Origin of the sequence: Streptomyces sp. 3330, from assembly GCF_031456635.1 — a bacterium.
Classification (GTDB): domain Bacteria; phylum Actinomycetota; class Actinomycetes; order Streptomycetales; family Streptomycetaceae; genus Streptomyces.
In genome coordinates this window covers 1-16,581 of the sequence record NZ_JAVDVA010000046.1, presented here as the reverse complement: position 1 = coordinate 16,581, position 16,581 = coordinate 1, and the positions used below count along the sequence as shown (strand labels likewise).

Genomic DNA, 16,581 nt, shown 5'->3' with positions numbered 1-16,581 from the left:
TATCCTCGTACGCCGACTACCTGGGGGATGGATCATGACCCGTCGCAGTTTCCTGTTCGTGCTGGGCAGCAGCCGTCCGGACGGCAACACCGAGTTGCTGGCCCGCGCGGCCGCCGAGCAGTTGCCCGCGGACGTCGAGCAGACGTGGATCAGCCTGGCCCGGCACCCGCTGCCCGACTTCGAGGACCAGCGGCACGACGGCGACCGCGTCCGCCCCACCGAGGGCGACACCGCGCTGCTCCTCGACGCCACGCTCGCCGCGACGGACATCGTGATCGCGTCCCCGCTGTACTGGTACTCGGTCTCCGCCCAGACCAAGCGCTACCTGGACCACTGGTCCGGCTGGCTGCGCACCCCCGGCATCGACTTCAAGGCGACGCTCGCCGGACGCACCCTCTGGGGCGTCACCGCGCTCGCGGACGACGAGCCCGTGGTCGCCGATCCGCTCGTCGGGACGCTGAACAACTCGGCCGCGTACCTGGGGATGCGCTTCGGCGGGGTGCTGCTCGGCAACGGCAGCAAGCCCGGTGACGTGCTCCGGGACACGGAGGCGCTGGCACGCGCCAAGACGTTCTTCTCCGGCGAGACACCGGCGGCGCGCTTCCTGTACGAGACCCGCTGAGGCCGCAGACACCCCGGGGCGTCCCGTCCCGCGCCGTGACGCCTACGCCGTGATGTCCTTCGTCGTGAAGCGCGCCCAGGCCGCCGAGCCGAAGACGGCCGCGTACAGCGCCTGGAGGCCGAGGTTCTTCTCCAGGTCGTCCCAGTAGACCGGCTCGCGCATCAGGTCGGCGAAGGACAGCCAGTGGTGCGAGAAGAAGTACGGCTGCAGGGCGTGCAGTTGCGGGATCTGATCGAGGATCTGGACCGTGATCAGCAGGCCCACCGTCGTCGCCATCGCCGCGATGCCGCTGCCCGTGAGGGTGGAGACGAACAGTCCGAGCGCGGCCACGCCGGTCAGGGAGGCGGCGACGACCAGCGCGATCAGCAGGGCCCGCAGCAGCCCGTCGCCGAAACCGATCCGGGTGCCGGAGATCGTCGTCAGGTCGCCCAGCGGGAAGAGCAGCGCCCCGACCGTGAGCGCCGAGACCGCGACCACCAGCGTCGCCACCAGGCAGAAGATGATGACGGTCGCGTACTTGGCCAGCAGCAGACGGGTGCGGCCGGCCGGGGCGACGAGCAGGTAGCGGAGCGTGCCCGCGTTCGCCTCGCCGGCGATCGAGTCGCCCGCGATGACACCGATCGCCATCGGCAGGAAGAACGGCAGGGTCACCGCCAGCGCGGTGAAGACGAGGAACAGGCCGTTGTTGGTCACCTGCGAGATGAACGCCGGACCCTCGCCACCGCCCCCTCCCCCGCCGCCGGGTCCGCCGGACGAGCCGTCGCCCGTCTCGATCTTCACCGCGATGCCGACCAGGATCGGCACGGCCGCCAGCACGCCCAGCAGCGCGAGGGTGCGCCAGCGCCGGAAAGTGGTCAGCAGCTCGCTGCGGAGCAGGCCGAAGGTCCAGGTCCAGTTCACCGTCCGCGCCGGCGCCGGCGTGGACGCGGACGTCGGCGCCGGTCCAGGCGTGCGGTCCCGGTCCCGGTCGTCCACCGTGTCAGCCCGCGACATCGAATCCCTCTCCCGTGAGAGCCACGAACGCGTCCTCCAGAGAGGCCCGCTCGACGGCGAAGCCGCGGACGCGGACGCCCGCCGTCACCAGCGCGGCGTTGAGGTCGGCCGGATCCCGGTCCGGGGGCGGAGCCTCGGCGCTCACCCGGTCCTCGCCGAGGATCACGTCGTCCGCCCCCTGCTCCTTCAGCACCCGGGCCGCGTCCACCGGGTCCGGCGTCGTCACGACCAGTCGGCCGCGTGTCCCCGCGGCGAGGTCGGCCACCGGGCCCTGGACGAGCAGCCGGCCCTGCGCCATCACCGCCGCATGCGTGCACACCTGCTCGATCTCGTCGAGCAGGTGCGAGGACAGGAAGACGGTCGTGCCCTCGGCGGCCAGCTCGCGGATCAGCGAGCGGATCTCCCGCATGCCCTGCGGATCCAGGCCGTTGGTCGGCTCGTCGAGGACGAGCAGCCGACGGGGCTGCAGCAGGGCGGCGGCGAGTCCCAGACGCTGCTTCATGCCGAGGGAGTACGCCTTCGCCTTCTTGCCGGCGGCGGCCGTCAGACCCACCCGTTCCAGCGACGCCGAGGCCCGCGCCCGCCGGGTGCGAGGATCGGCGGTCGGGTCGGCGGCGTCGTAGCGGAGCAGGTTGTCGCGGCCGGAGAGGAAGCCGTACAGAGCGGGACCCTCGATGAGGGTCCCGACGTGGGGCAGTACGGCCCGCGCGGCCCGCGGCATGGGGTGCCCCAGCACGCGGGCCGAGCCGGCCGTGGGCTCGATGAGCCCCATGAGCATGCGGATGGTGGTGGTCTTGCCGGAGCCGTTGGGGCCGAGGAAGCCGAAGACGCTGCCCGCCGGGACGGTCAGGTCGAGGCCGTCCACGGCGAGCTGTCCGCCGCGGTAGCGCTTGGTGAGGCCGCGGGTGCGGATGACCGCGCCGTCGTCCACAGGCGCCTCCAGGGGGCCCTGCGCGGGCCTCGCGGCCGCCCCGGACTCCCCCGGCTCCCCGGGCTCCGGCAGTGACTCCCCCATCGGCTTCCCCTTCCGGCCTCCCGGCCTCCCGGCCTACTTCGCCGCGTTCGCCGCCTTCACCAGGGCGTCCTTGGTGACCGCGCCGACGTAGACCTTGCCGTCGTCCGTCATCAGGGCGTTGATCAGGCGGGTGGAGAAGACGGTGCCGGAGCCGAACTTGCCCGTCACCTTGTCGCCGAAGGAGCCGAGGAAGCCGCCGAGGTCGCCGCCGGCCTCCGTGCCCGAGGGCAGGCCCTCGCCACCGGTGCCGAAGACGGCGACGGACGTCCAGCCCTCCCCGAGGACGTTCGGTCCTTCGGAGCCGACGAGCCCGCCGAGGCCGTCCGCGCCGTCGAGGTCCTCGGCCAGGTCGCCGGGCTTGCCGGAGTGGCCGGGGCCGGTCTCCCCCGCCTCGTCGCCCTCGGTGACCTTCGCGCCCTTGGGGGCGGTGAAGTCGAAGGTGGACGCGGCGGGCCTGGCGAAGCTGACCTGGGTGAAGCCCGCGTCCACGACGGCGGCGCCACCGCTCGCCGGGGTCAGCGTGAACTTCAGCGGCAGGCCCGTCTTCGCGTCCACGGCCACGCTGATCGCGCCGACCGTGGAACCGGACTGCTTGGGCTGGACCAGCAGCTTGTAGGCGTCACGACCGGCGACCCGGACGGTGCCGTCGACGGTCACGGAGGTCGTGTCGTCGACCGCCTTCAGGGCGTCCTCGGTGAGTTCCCCGGGCGTGGTGGGGACGGGCGTCTCCGCCTTGCCCGAACCCTTGCCCGAGTCCTCGCCGGAGCTCTCGTCGGTCGAGTGGTAGACCTCGTTGGATGCGCTGTCGTACCCCCACACGTCCTTGCCGTTGTGGATGAGGCTGTACTCGGCGGCGTTCTCCAGCAGCGAGAGCTTCTGCCGGTCCGGGCCGTCGGCCGCGACGCGCAGGGTGTGCGTGCCGGCGGCGAGCTCGGTGAGCTTGGCGGACGGGTCGGCGGACGAACCGTCGCCGCCCTGTCCGGCGGCTCCCGAGAGGAGCCCGCTCTCCAGGCCGCCGAGGTCGGGCAGCCCGAGATCGGTGCTGATCTTCACCGTCCCGGACAGCTGCTGCACGTCCGAAGCGGCGATCTTGTCGAGGAGCTGCTGTGCGGTGATCTTCGGCAGGTCGGGGTCGCCGGAGTCGGCGAGCGCCGGGACCAGCCCGATCGTCGCCGCCGCGACACCGATCACGGTGACCGGGACGATGTACCGTGCGGCCTTGCGCCGTCCGAGGCGCAGGTCCTCGGCTTCCGCGCCGGTCGACTCCCCGCCGGTCGTGGTGTCGTCGGATGCCTTCGGTGCCATGTGTGCCTTACCTCCGTCGTCGGCGGCGGCCGGTCTCCCGCTTGAACGTCCCCACCCCAAGCCGCCATTCTCACCCGAATCGGTGAGGAGTGGTGTTTTCCGTGGTTCCCATCTGACCAAATCGGCCATGGGTAAGCGTCAGCCCGAGGGCTCAACTCCACATACGCCTGCGGTATGACACGAAGACGACGAGGCGGCATCCGACCCGTAGGGGTCGCCGGGTCAGCCCGCCCGGTGGACCACCGCGTCGCAGAGTTCCATCAGCGCCGCCTTCGCGTCGCACTCCCGCAGCGGCGCCAGCGCGGACCGCGCTTCCTTCGCGTACCGCACGGTGTCCCGGCGGGCCTGCTCCAGCGCCGGGTGGGCCCGCAGCGCCTGCAGGGCCTCGGTGTGCCGGGCGTCGTCGGTCAGGTCGGAGTCGAGCAGCTCGCACAGGGCGATGTCCTCGGGCAGCGACAGCCGCGCCGCCCGCTCGCGCAGCCGCAGCACGGGCAGCGTGGGAACGCCCTCGCGCAGGTCCGTCCCCGGCGTCTTGCCCGACTCGTGCGAGTCCGAGGCGATGTCCAGGACGTCGTCCGCCAGCTGGAAGGCGACTCCGAGCCGCTCTCCGTACTGCGTGAGCACGTCGACGACCGTCTCGTCGGCGCCGGACATCATCGCGCCGAACCGGCAGGCCACGGCCACCAGCGAGCCCGTCTTGCCGCCGAGCACGTCGAGGTAGTGATCGACCGGGTCCCGTCCGTCCGTGGGCCCCGCGGTCTCCAGGATCTGTCCGGTGACCAGGCGCTCGAACGCCTCCGCCTGCACCCGCACGGCCTCCGGACCGAGGTCGGCCAGGATGTGGGAGGCCCGCGCGAAGAGGAAGTCGCCCGTGAGGACGGCGACGGAGTTCCCCCAGCGGCTGTTCGCGCTGGACACCCCGCGCCGCACGGCCGCCTCGTCCATGACGTCGTCGTGGTACAGCGTGGCCAGGTGGGTCAGCTCCACGACGACGGCCGAGGGCACGACACCCGGCGCGTAGGGGTCCCCGAACTGGGACGCGAGCACCACGAGCAGCGGCCGGAACCGCTTCCCGCCCGCGCGTACGAGGTGCTGGGCGGCCTCCGTGATGAACGGGACCGCACTCTTGGTGGCCTCGAGCAAGCCTTCCTCGACAGCCGCCAATCCGGCCTGGACATCGGCTTCCAGAGCCTGGTCCCGCACGCTCAGCCCGAACGGCCCGACGACGGTCACGAGGGGTCTCCTGTCTGCTGGTGTCTACTGGCGATTACGCGGTTTGTCGATAGGTCTCTGCCATCACTCAAGTCAGCGTATCCGGTCACGTTTCGATCACCGATAGCCCCCACGTCCCGCGGGCTCGAATGGACTCGCCCGGGAGGCGACCCGCAGGCCAGGCACTATCGGATCACGCCCGATATGTTTTTGATCAGCTCATATGAGCGGACATGAAGAGAGTTACCGGGTAGCCGGGATTCATGTCCCGGACCGGTGCCGGCGTCGGGCCGACGAGTCCGCCCACCCCCTCTCCGCGTGACGACGATCACGCATTCCCGCCGCCTTTCCCCGCGACGGGGCGAGCGCGACGGAAGGCGATTCCCCTCCCTCACTCATCACCGGTGCTTTAAAACCAAGTTGGGGCTAATGCCCGATTCGCCGCACTTGTGGAAGCTGGTGAGTTGGCTCACTCGGCGTGAAGATCCGGTCCAGAGCCCCTCTTCACCGATTCTCCGCACCCCTCAAGCAAGTTGATGCTTTGCACCCACAAAGGATCAAGTGCCCCATAGGCCACAGACCAAGGTCAATAGGGGTGATCTGTGAATCCGCTACTTGTTCCGGACATGTGCCCTCGCATACGTTCCCGGCCTGTCGGGCGGAACGCCGAATCCTGCCGCCGTCCGCACACCCATCGACACCGCTCGGCAGGAGCGGGGGAACCAGGTAAGTCGCCGGAACGGATTTCCGGACGTCTTGGAAGTACAGGACGTTCCGGACAGGCCGTACGGCTTGGGGTAAAGCCGCGACCGCCAGGTCGCGACCGGGCATCTCCCGCCCGAACCCGACAGCTCACCTCGCAGGCGCCGGAGAGGAAAATTCGACATGCCCGCTGCCGCTCAGCCGCGCCGCAACCGTTTCATCCGCACGCTCGCCGTCGCCGCCACCGGCGCGGCCGTGCTCGCTCTCCCCGTCCTCGGGGCGACCACCGCCTCCGCGGCGACCCCGGCCGTCTCCACGGCCACCAGCCTCGGCTACGCCAACAACCTCGACGGCTGGATCCGCGCCTCCCTCCAGGTCATGGGGCAGCACGGCATCCCGGGGACGTACAACGGCATCTACCGCAACGTCATCCGCGAGTCCTCCGGCAACCCCAACGCCATCAACCTCTGGGACTCCAACGCGGCCGCGGGCATCCCGTCCAAGGGCCTGCTCCAGGTCATCGACCCGACCTTCCGCGCCTACCACGTCAGCGGCACGTCCTGGGATTCGTACGACCCGGTCGCCAACATCACCGCCGCCTGCAACTACGCGGCCGCGCGCTACGGCTCGATCGACAACGTGTTCGGCGCGTACTGAGCGTCCCGCGGACCGGCCGCCGGTGTCGGCGGCCGGGAGCCGGGAGCCGACAGTCGGTAGTCGGTAGTCGGCAGTCGGTAACCGGTTGCCAGTACTTGGTAACCGGTTACCACCGTGTCTGCGATCGACCTCGGTAACCGGTTGCCGCCCGTTCCGGCGGTCGGCCTCGGTAACCCGTAGTCGGCAGGATCTTCGGTGGTCGCCGCGGGTAACCGGTTACGGAAACATTTGTTCGAGGACGACGGCCACGCCGTCGTCCTCGTTCGACGTCGTCACCTCGTCGGCCACCGCCTTGAGCTCGGGATGCGCGTTGGCCATGGCGACACCCCGGGCCGCCCAGTCGAACATCGGGATGTCGTTGGGCATGTCCCCGAAGGCGACGGTGTCCTCGGGCCGCAGCCCCAGGTGCTCGGCGGCCAGGGCCAGCCCCGTCGCCTTGGTGATCCCGCAGGGCTGGAGTTCGACGGTGCCCGGCCCCGACATGGTGACCGTGGCCAGCGAACCGACCACCGAGCGGGCCGTCGACGCCAACTCGTCGTCGGACAGCGTGGGATGCCGCAGCAGCACCTTGCTGATCGGCTCGCACCACAGGTCGTCGCGCCGCCCGACGCGCAGGGCGGGCAACGTCGGGTGCGGCATCCGGTAGCCCGGCTCGATGAGCGTCAGCCCGTCGACGCCGTCCTGGTCGACAGCCGCGTACACCTGCCCGACCTCCGCCTCGATCTTGCCGAGCGCTGTCTCGGCCAGCTCCCGGTCCAGGGTGACCGACCACAGCAGCCGGTCCGCGGCCGCGTCGTACAACTGCGCGCCCTGCCCGCACACCGCGAGCCCCCTGCTGTGCAGCCGGTCGAGCAGCGGTCGCACCCGGGGCGCGGGCCGTCCCGTCACCACCAGATGGCGTGCGCCGGCGGCCGCCACCCGCGCGAGCGCGTCGAGCGACCGGTCGGAGAAGGTGTCGTCGCCGCGGAGCAGCGTCCCGTCCAGGTCGGTGGCGATGAGGGAGTACGCGGTGCGCGCGGCATATGCGGTGGGTGCGGCCATGATCAGAGAATACGGATCCCGGGCCTCCCCGGTTCGACGCGAACCGGACGACGTCCATGTCCTGTCCTGTTCTGCCAACTCCCCTTGTTTGCCTGGCGCACGACTGGCCGCCGACCGTCTCAATGGAACAGCTTTCTGGCACATCGCCGGGTAGCGGACGGTTGAAGGCCTCTGTACCGGTTGGCAGCAACATGGGACGCTACCTACCGCGACGCCCGGATGGAGCGGTACCGTCCAGGTGTCCAGGGGGGACTTGATCGGGGGGTCAGGTTTGAGCAGTGGGCGCATTCGCGTGCTGAGGCCGCAGGATCTCGGCGAGGGGGAGAGGGAGCGGTGGCGGGCGCTGCGCGCCGCGTCGGCGCTTCCCCGGAACCCGTTCATGGAACCGGAGTTCACCGACGCCGCGGGCCTGGTCCGGCCACGCTCGCGGGTGGCGGTGGTGTACGAGGGACGCGAGCCGGTCGGCTTCCTGCCCCACGAGCGGGGCCGGCTCGGACAGGGCCGGGCCCTCGCGTACGGCGTCTCGGACGCGCAGGGCGCGGTGCTGGCCCCGGGTATCGGACTGGACGCCGGCCAACTGATGCGGGCGTGCGGCCTGTCGAGTTTCGCCTTCGACAACCTGGAGGCGGAGCAAGGGCTGTTCACCCCGCACGCGGCCGAGGAGTACGCCGCCTATGTCATCGACGTCGAAAAGGGTTACGAGACCTATGAGTCCGTGCTGCGCGCCCAGTCGCCGAAGTTCCTGAAGACGACGCTGGCCAAGCAGCGCAGGCTCGGCCGCCAGGTCGGGGAGCTGCGGTTCGTGTTCGACGAACGCGAACCGGCCGCACTGCGCACGCTCATGGCGTGGAAGTCCGCGCAGTACCGCAGGACCGGCCGCCGGGACCGGTTCGCACAGGAGTGGATCACCCGGCTCGTGCGCGTCCTCTCCGAGACGCGCGCGCCCGAGTGCTCGGGCACGCTCTCCGTCCTCTACGCCGGTGACCGGCCGATCGCCGCGCACTTCGGACTGCGCTCGTCGACCGTCCTGGCCTGCTGGTTCCCTGCGTACGAAACGGAGTTCGCGAAGTTCTCGCCGGGCCTGGTGCTGCATCTGCGGATGGCCGAGTCGGCCGCCGCCGAGGGGATAGGCCTGCTCGACCTGGGGCGGGGCGCGGCCGAGTACAAGGACGCGCTGAAGACCGGGGAGCTCCCCGTGTACGAGGGGGCGTGGTCGCGTCCGGGGGTGGGGGCCGCGCTCCACCGGCTCAGCCGTGAGCCGTCCCGCCGGGCGCACCACTTCGTGCGCAACCGGCCGAGGCTCGCCGCGGCGGCCGCACGGACCTTGAAGGCCGCGGGCCGACTGCGCCGACCGTGAGGAGCGGCGCCGGCCGACCGGTGTGAGGGGCGTGAGACACGGGAGACAAGGGGGGTTCATGTACCGCGCCGCGCGTGCACAGCGGGAGATAGAGAGGTTTCTGGACATCGAGCCGGTGCAGGTCGCCGAGCTGGAACTGGACGACGGGGGCGTCCTCAGGCCCGGGCCGGGAAGCCCGCCCGTCACGCACGGCGAGGTGTTCGTGCTGGTCAGAAGGGGTGGTCGACCGGTCGGGACGCTGCTGGGGTCGATACCGCAGGGGGCGGACCCGAAGACCGTCCTCCTGAGCCTGGCCACCCGCGAACAGCCACCCCCCGGACAGCCGGTCGCGGAACCCGCGGAGCTTGCGGAACCCGCAGGACCTGCGGAGTCTGCGGAATCCGTGAAGTTCGCGGAAGCCGCAGCGCCTGCGGTACTTGCGGAGCCCGCGGAGCCCGCAGGGCCTGCGGTACTTGCGGAACCTGGTGCCGGGGTGGCCTCGGCCGCCGTCACGGCCCCGGTCACTGCCCCGGTCCCGGTCCCGGCCGGGGTCGTCGCCGTCGTCCCGGGCCGGGCCGTGCCGTTCACCACCGTCGTCGTCGCCACCCGTGAGCGCGTCGAGAAGCTCGCGCACGCCCTCGACTCACTGCTCTCCCAGGATCACCCGGACTTCGAGATCGTCGTCGTCGACAACGCGCCGGTGACGGGGGCGACCCGGGATCTGGTCGCACGCAGGTACGCCGAGCGCGTGCGGTACGTCACCGAACCTGCGCCCGGTCTCGCCGTCGCGCACAACAAGGGCGTCGAGGTGGCTCACGGCGAGGTGATCGCCTTCACCGACGACGACGTCGTGGCCGACCCCCGCTGGCTCACGGAACTCACCGCGCCCTTCACCGCCGACCCGGGCCTCGGCTGCGCCACCGGCCTGATCCTGCCGGCCCGGCTGCGGACTCCCGCCCAGGTCCTCCTGGAGAGCCACGGCGGCTTCGCCAAGGGCTTCACGGCCCGCACGTACGACCCGCACGACCCGCCCGCCGACGAGCCGCTGTTCCCGTTCGCCGCGGGCCGTTTCGGCTCCGGCGCCAACATGGCCTTCCGCGCGGAGGCGCTGCGGGCGGCCGGCGGCTTCGACCCGGCGACCGGGGCGGGGACGCTCGCGCGGGGCGGCGACGACCTCTACGGGTTCGTCCGGGTCCTCGCCGGGGGCCACCGGCTGCACTACACCCCGCTGGCCCTGGTCTGGCACCACCACCGGGAGACCTGGCGGGACCTGGAGACCCAGGCGTACGGCTACGGGGCCGGGCTCACCGCCTACCTCACCGCGATCCTCGTCAACCGGCCCGGCCTGCTGCCCGCGTTCCTGGCCCGGCTGCCCCGGGGGCTCGCCCACGCGCGGGCGCTGACAGCGAGCCGGGAGGCGGTGCCCGCGGCGGACGGCGCGCCCGGCGGTCACGACACCCGGACCCACGCCTGGCCCGCCCGGCTCTCCCGGCTCCAGCGGCGCGGCATGCTCTACGGGCCGGTGGGCTATCTGCGGGCCCGGCGCGCGCTGCGAGGTACCGCGCGATGACGGCGTCCTCGTCCGCCCCCAGAGCCCGCGGAGACAACGGCGGTAACGGCAGTAACGGCGGCATCCCGGTATTGCTGTATCACGCCGTGATGGAGGAACCGCCGGGCTGGATCGCCGAGTTCACGGTCACGCCCCGGCAGTTCGGCGAGCATCTCGACGCCGTCGTGGACAGCGGCCGTACGCCCGTCACGATCAGCGCGCTCGCCGACCACCTCGCGGGGCGGGCGCCGCTGCCGCCCCGGCCGGTGCTGCTCACCTTCGACGACGGCTTCGCCGATCTGCCCGGTGCGACCGCCGAGGCGCTGGCCGGACGCGGGCTGCCGGCGACCGCCTACCTGACCACCGGAGCGATCACCCGCGGCGGACGCAGCCTGCTGCCGCCCGCGCCGATGATGACGCTGGAGCAGGCGGCCCAGCTCGAGCGGTACGGCATGGAGGTCGGCAGCCACACCGTCACCCACGCCCAGCTGGACACCCTCGCCCCCCGGGCACTCGCGCACGAACTGCGGTTTTCGCGCTCGGTGTTGGAGGACGCCCTCGGCCACGAGGTCCGTCATCTCGCCTACCCGCACGGCTACAACAGCGGACGGGTGCGGCGCACGGCTGCGGCCGCGGGCTACGAGACGGCCACCGCCGTGCGGCACGCGCTCAGTTCGGATCGCGACGAGCACTACCGCATCGCCCGGCTCATCGTGCGCCGCGGTCACACCGTCGACGACGTCCGCTGCTGGCTGGCGGGGTCCGGCGCGCGCGTCGCCCCGTACCGCGACGGGCCGAGGACGGTCGGCTGGCGCTGGTACCGCCGCGCCCGCGCCGTCGCGCGGGGGCCGGTGTTCGCGGGTTGAGCCGGGCCGAGTTCGACGATTTTGGTGTGAAAAGAAGAGAAAATTCCTATAGTCGGCTTGAGGGAGGGGGGCCTCGACGTGCATCACCACGTGCCCGTGCCGAGCACCGAGAGCAGCGAGCTGCCCACCCCTGACCTCTCCGCCGGACCCGGTGGCCCGGACGGTCCCGGCAGTCAGGACGGTCACGGCGGCCCCGGCAGTCACGGCGGCCCGGGCGGTCCTGGCCCCGCTGCCGGCCGGGACCGCGGCCCCCGGCGGGTCCCGCGCCGTCCGCCGGACGCGGCCCTGCTGACGCTGCTGCTCGCCGCCGGGCTGTGGGTGTACGCGCTCCCCCGCATCGGCTTCCGCGGGATGGGCGACTACGGCCTGCTGGACCGGCTGCCGGTCGCCTACTACCTCTCCCTGCTGGTCCTCACCGCGGGTTTCGTCCTCAGTCTGCGGCGCGCGGGCACCGCGCCCTGGTGGCCGGCCGCGCACTGCGCCGCGCTGCTCCTCGCGCTGAAGGCGCCGCCCGCGGTGCTGTACGACGCGGTGCGCTACCCGTGGGCCTCCAAGCACGACGCCGTCGTCGACACGCTGCTCGCCAACGGTGAGCTGCGACCGGGCGCGGCGCTGTCGGGCAACATGTCGGCGTACGACCAGTGGCCGGGCTTCTTCACCCTCAACGCGGGCCTGGTGCGCGCCTTCGGCGTCGAGGACGCCGCCGTCTACGCCAACTGGGCGCCGATCGTCGTCGGCCTGCTCATGATGCCGGTGCTGGTCCTGATCTACCGCACCTTCTGCGAGGACTGGCGGCTGATCTGGACCGCCGTGTGGATCTTCCAGCTCGCCAACTGGGTGGGCCAGGACTACTTCGCCCCGCAGGCGCTCGCGTATCTGCTGCATCTGACGGTCCTCGCGGTGGTGCTGCGGCACTTCGTGCGGCCCGGGTCCGCCGGACGGCTGCGCGACCGCACGTTCCTCGACCCGGTGGCCGCGCCCGTCCCGCCGCCCACCGGGAGGACACAGCGCGCGGTGTGCGTGGTGATCCTGGCCCCGCTGATCGCCGCCGTGAACGCCACGCACCAGCTCACCCCCGTGATGCTCACCGTCTGTCTGGTCGCGCTGAGCCTCACCCGCCGCTACCGCAACTACGGGCTGCTCGTCGTCGCCGCGCTGCTGATGCTCACCTGGGACCTGACCATGGGGCGGCCGCTGTTCGTCGAGACGCTCGCCACCGTCAGGAAGTCGATCGGCGAGCTGACGGAGAACTCCCGCGCGGGCTACGCCGGCCGGCTCACCGGGGCCGGCCCCGAACTCGCGGGCACCGCCAACGTGGCGATGGTGCTCGCGGTCGCCGTCCTCGCCGGGACGGCCGTCGTCCTGCGGCGCCGGCTGACCCGCAGCGCGCTGCCCCTGCTGCTGATGTCCGTCGCCCCGGTACCGCTGTTCGCCGTCAACGACTACGGCGGCGAGATGCTCTTCCGTGTCTATCTGTTCGCCCTGCCCGGCGCGGCCTTCTTCGCCGCCGCCACGCTCGTGCCGGCCGTCGCGGGGACCCACCGCAGCAGGGCGAAGGCGCTCCGGCGCAGAGCGGCGGCCTTCGCCCTGCCCGCGGTCCTGCTGGTGCTGCTGGCCGGCTTCCTGCCGTCGTACTACGGCAAGGAGAAGATGTTCTACACGCCGCCGGAGGAGACCGCGCTGGTCACCAGGGCCCTCGACAACGCGCCCGACGGTTCGCTGATCCTCGCCACCAGCGGATCCTTCCCGCAGGCGCTCCACCGCTACGACCGTCTCGAACACTGGTTCTTCGCCGAACAGGCGCTGCCCGAGAACGAGAAGATGCTCGAGGACCCGGCCGGCTATCTCGCGGACGGGATCCCACCGGGCACGAAGGCGTACGTCGTCCTCACCCGCACCCAGGACGTCTACGCCGCGGGCGAGGGTCTGCTGCCGCCCGACGGCTTCGAGACCCTGCGTTCGAAGCTGTCCGCCTCGCCCCTCTTCAGGACCGTCGAGAGCCATCCGTACGGCGTTGTCCTGGAGTACCGCCCGGCCACCCGATGAATGACCCAAGGTGATCGAAGTGACGACCACAGGCTCCGAGGACATGGCCGACGAGAACCCCGCCGGGGGCGGGGGTATGGAGGGCGGCCCCATGGAGGGCGGGGGTATCGAGGGCGGGGGTATCGGGGGCGGGGGTATCGGGGGCGGGAGAGCCGAGGACCTGAGCATGGGGGGCGGGCGCGCGGAGGGTCCGGGCATCGAGGACGGCAGCGCCAGGGGCGTGGGCGCCGGGAGCGTGGGGGCCGGGAGCGTGGGGGCCGAAAGCATGGGCGCCGGGAGCACGGGCGCCGGGAGCACGGGCGCCGGGAGCACGGGCGCCGGGAGCACGGGCGCCGGGAGCATGGGTGCCGGGAGCATGGGCGCCGGGAGCGTGGGTGCCGGGAGCACGGGGGCCGGGAGCGTGGGTGCCGGGAGCATGGGCGCCGGGAGCGTGGACGAGGCCGAAGAGGCCTGGGGCGTCAGGTTCACCTCGACGCATCTGCGCATCCTCGTCGCGGCTTCGGGCTGGACGGCGCTGGCCGCCACCGCCGTACCCGGTCCCGCTCCGCTGCGCTGGATCCCGGTGCTGCTGTTCGTCCTGTTCGGTCCGGGCTGCGCGGCGCTGTATCCGCAGCCGGGTCGCCTGGCCTCGGGCGCCAGGCTGGAGGCGGTCGCGCTGGCCGCGCCCGTCAGCCTCTCGCTCGGTGTGCTCACCGCCACGTCGCTGTTCCTGGTGAAGGCCTTCTCGACGACCGCCTTCCTGGTCTCGCTCGCCTGCTTCACCACGGTCACCGCGACCCTGCCGGGGTTGCCGCTGCCCGCCGCCCGGCGCGGCGCGGTCGAACGCGCCAGGGTCAGGCGCAGGCATCCCGGCGGCGCCCTATGACGGGGCGGCACGAACAGCACGGGCCGCGCGAGCCGGCGGCCGAACCACACGGGGCGAGGGACGCGGAGAACCACATGGGGGACGCCTTGAGGGACGGATCGGGACGCGGGAGGGAGGGCGGGTCGGGACGCGGGAAGAGGGACGGATCGGGACGCGGGAGGGAGGGCGGGTCGGGACGCGGGAGGAGGGACGGATCGGGGCACGCGTCACGGGACAGTTCGGGGAGCGGCCCGGCGGGCTCGTCCGAGAGCGGCCCGACGGGCGACGCGGCGAACGACCCGGCCGACGCACCGGCAAGTGGCCTGGCCGGCGCACCGGTAGGCACCCCGGCCGCCCCGGCCGACGCACGAGCAAGCGTCTCGACGGGCGCCCCGGCGGGCGCCCCGGCGGGCACCCCGGCGGGCACCCCGGCGGGCGGCCCCCGCAGCGCGAGGCGTGCCTACACGGCTGTCGCGCTGGTGGCGGTGGCCGCGCTGCTCGCCGGGCTCGGGATCTGGGCCGACCGCTCCGAGGACCCGGATTCCACCGCGGACGCCCTGCCCGGCAACGCGGCCTCGGGTGCCCTGCCCAGCGGCCCCTGCGCCCCCACCGGCACGCTGGTCCCGCCCTGCGGCGCCTGGTGGGGCGCCGCCGTGCCGTACGCCGGGAACGGCTCGCTCAAGGACGCCGTGCACGGCTTCGAGAAGAGGATCGGCCGCAAGCTGGACCTCGTCTACAACTACCACGACATGTCGGGCACCGAGCTCGACGGCGAACTGCTCACCCCGGACGAACAGGAACTCGGCGAGGACAGGCTGCTCATGCTGGCCTGGGAGTCCACCGTCTGGACCGAGCCGCACCACGAGAACTGGACGGAGACCCAGCTCGGCTGGCGGAACATCGCCTCCGGCAGGCTCGACGGGGAAATCCTCGATCCGCAGATCCGGCGCATCAAGGCCTACGGCAAACGCGTCTTCCTCTCCTTCGACCAGGAGACCGACGCCCGCATCAAGGAAGGCGCGGGCACGCCGGAGGAGTTCGTCGCCGCGTACCGCCATGTCCGCGACCGGTTCCGTGCACTGGGCGCCGACAACGTGGTGTGGGTGTGGACCGTCTCCGGCTACCTCGGCAGCGCGGCCGACATGAAGGCGCTCTACCCCGGGGACGAGTACGTCGACTGGATCGCCATGGACCAGTACAACTACTACGCGTGCCACGGCACCACGGACTGGAAGGACTTCCTGCGCAGCCAACAGCCCGGCTACGCGTGGCTGCGCGAGAACATCAGCGCCGAAAAGCCCGTGATGCTCGCGGAGTTCGCCACCGCTCCCGACGCCGACGCCCCGCGACGGCAACGTGACTGGTACACCCAGATCCCGGCCGCCGTGAAGAAGCTCCCGGCGGTGAAGGCACTGGTCCACTGGAACCGGCCGACCTCCGCGAAACCCGAGTGCGATCTGACCGTCAACGAGGGCCCGGGCCTCGACGGCTACCGGGAGGCGGGCAGGAACGGTTACTTCCACCAGCCCGTCCCGTCCCGCTGACCCTGCCCGGTGCCCAACGGCCATTCCCACGGCCACGGGCGACGAGCGGCAGGCTGGCGGCGGCGAGGACGAGAACCCCGCACAGCGGCAGGGCCATCGGCGCGAGCTCCTGCCGCCAGACCCAGCCGCCCACCGCGACGAGATACAGGACGCCCCAGCGCCCCGGCCACGGCGCCCACCGGTAGGCGCGGTCGAGGCCGACGAGCAGCAGCCAGAGCGGCACGAGACACAGCAGCTGCGCGGCCGTCGGTGCCCAGCGCAGCAGCGGCTCGGGCCCGTCGATCCCCATCCCCTCCGCCAGGAAGCGGGCCGCCCGCGCGCAGGTCTCCCCGCCGACCGGTGACGGCTCCCGGCCGAAGGCGGACGGCACGGCGTACAGGGCGAGCAGCACCGAACCCAGCGCCGCCCCCGGCAACAGGGCTCCGCGCGCCGAACGCAGCGTCACCGCGCCGACGAACACCACGAGCAGCAGTCCCCCGGCGACCAGCGCCGTGAGCGGCAGCGCCGCCAGCATCCGACGTCCGGTCAGGACGTTCCCGGACGGGCCGTCGAGCCACGGCAGATCGCGCAGCGCCGTCCAGAAGGCCGCGGTGGCCAGGCCGAGCAGCCCCCACAGTCCGCCCGCGAGCCACCGCTCCCGGTCCCGGTCCCGAGCCGTCCGGCCCCGCGCGACCTCCCACGCCGCCGCCCCGTCCCGCCCCCGGACCTCCGCCGCCCCGTCCCGCTCCCGGACCTCGGCCGTCCCCTCCCGTCTCCGGACCTCGGCCGTCCCCTCCCGTCTCCGGACCTCGGCCGTCCCCTCCCGTCTCCGGACCTCGGCCGTCCCCTCCCGTCTCCGGACCTCGGCCG

13 protein-coding genes, 1 pseudogene and 1 riboswitch are annotated in these 16,581 nt (G+C 72.5%); of the genes and pseudogenes, 8 read left to right on the top strand and 6 right to left on the bottom strand.

Going from position 1 to position 16,581, the window contains the following annotated elements; translation table 11 throughout:
• The first annotated feature begins 34 nt into the window (after positions 1-34).
• On the top strand, positions 35-622 hold the full coding sequence (locus J2X68_RS38650; protein WP_310437297.1) for an NAD(P)H-dependent oxidoreductase: 588 nt from the start codon (positions 35-37) through the stop codon (positions 620-622).
• 42 nt (positions 623-664) lie between these two features.
• Here the strand turns inward: J2X68_RS38650 and J2X68_RS38645 are convergent, their stop codons facing one another.
• The 4 genes from J2X68_RS38645 to J2X68_RS38630 all read right to left on the bottom strand — a co-directional run bounded on the left by J2X68_RS38645 (position 665) and on the right by J2X68_RS38630 (position 5,168).
• On the bottom strand, positions 665-1,615 hold the full coding sequence (locus J2X68_RS38645; RefSeq protein ID WP_310437296.1) for an ABC transporter permease: 951 nt from the start codon (positions 1,613-1,615) through the stop codon (positions 665-667).
• Positions 1,602-2,630, bottom strand: coding sequence for an ABC transporter ATP-binding protein (locus J2X68_RS38640; protein ID WP_310437295.1), 1,029 nt, complete (start codon positions 2,628-2,630; stop codon positions 1,602-1,604). Before J2X68_RS38640 ends, J2X68_RS38645 begins: the two co-directional genes overlap by 14 nt.
• 33 nt (positions 2,631-2,663) lie before the next feature.
• A complete protein-coding gene (locus tag J2X68_RS38635) occupies positions 2,664-3,935 on the bottom strand; it encodes a DUF2092 domain-containing protein (RefSeq protein ID WP_310437294.1) in 1,272 nt (423 codons plus the stop codon).
• 222 nt (positions 3,936-4,157) lie between these two features.
• Complete coding sequence (locus J2X68_RS38630; protein ID WP_057602821.1) at positions 4,158-5,168, bottom strand: polyprenyl synthetase family protein; 1,011 nt, start codon at positions 5,166-5,168, stop codon at positions 4,158-4,160.
• Positions 5,169-5,801: 633 nt separating this feature from the next.
• A riboswitch (cyclic di-AMP (ydaO/yuaA leader) is annotated at positions 5,802-6,028 on the top strand.
• A gap of 4 nt (positions 6,029-6,032) precedes the next feature.
• On the opposite strand from J2X68_RS38630, the gene J2X68_RS38625 reads away from it, so the two are divergent.
• Positions 6,033-6,506 carry a transglycosylase SLT domain-containing protein gene (locus tag J2X68_RS38625; protein ID WP_142265680.1) on the top strand — a complete coding sequence of 158 codons (474 nt, stop codon included), beginning with the start codon at positions 6,033-6,035 and terminating at the stop codon, positions 6,504-6,506.
• 216 nt (positions 6,507-6,722) lie between these two features.
• Here the strand turns inward: J2X68_RS38625 and J2X68_RS38620 are convergent, their stop codons facing one another.
• Entirely contained in the window at positions 6,723-7,547 is an 825-nt protein-coding gene (locus J2X68_RS38620) for an HAD family hydrolase (RefSeq protein WP_310437293.1), read from the bottom strand.
• A 292-nt stretch (positions 7,548-7,839) separates the two neighbouring features.
• Here J2X68_RS38620 and J2X68_RS38615 point away from each other — a divergent pair, with 292 nt between their 5' ends.
• From J2X68_RS38615 to J2X68_RS38590, 6 genes are all read left to right on the top strand, one after another.
• On the top strand, positions 7,840-8,904 hold the full coding sequence (locus J2X68_RS38615; protein WP_310437292.1) for a GNAT family N-acetyltransferase: 1,065 nt from the start codon (positions 7,840-7,842) through the stop codon (positions 8,902-8,904).
• Between the two features lie 58 nt (positions 8,905-8,962).
• Positions 8,963-10,453, top strand: a complete 1,491-nt coding sequence (locus tag J2X68_RS38610; protein WP_310437291.1) for a glycosyltransferase — start codon at positions 8,963-8,965, stop codon at positions 10,451-10,453.
• Positions 10,454-10,542: 89 nt separating this feature from the next.
• Entirely contained in the window at positions 10,543-11,298 is a 756-nt protein-coding gene (locus J2X68_RS38605) for a polysaccharide deacetylase family protein (protein WP_310437290.1), read from the top strand.
• 90 nt (positions 11,299-11,388) lie between these two features.
• The gene (locus J2X68_RS38600) at positions 11,389-13,344 is read left to right on the top strand and encodes a hypothetical protein (protein WP_310437313.1); all 1,956 of its coding nucleotides are present in this window, start codon (positions 11,389-11,391) and stop codon (positions 13,342-13,344) included.
• A 415-nt stretch (positions 13,345-13,759) separates the two neighbouring features.
• Complete coding sequence (locus tag J2X68_RS38595; protein WP_310437289.1) at positions 13,760-14,209, top strand: hypothetical protein; 450 nt, start codon at positions 13,760-13,762, stop codon at positions 14,207-14,209.
• A 464-nt stretch (positions 14,210-14,673) separates the two neighbouring features.
• A complete protein-coding gene (locus J2X68_RS38590; protein ID WP_310437288.1) occupies positions 14,674-15,732 on the top strand; it encodes a glycosyl hydrolase in 1,059 nt (352 codons plus the stop codon).
• On the opposite strand, the pseudogene J2X68_RS38585 reads toward J2X68_RS38590, so the two are convergent.
• Positions 15,653-16,581: pseudogene (locus J2X68_RS38585) on the bottom strand (lipopolysaccharide biosynthesis protein); the annotation flags it as partial. The gene J2X68_RS38590 and the pseudogene J2X68_RS38585 sit on opposite strands and share 80 nt — an antisense overlap.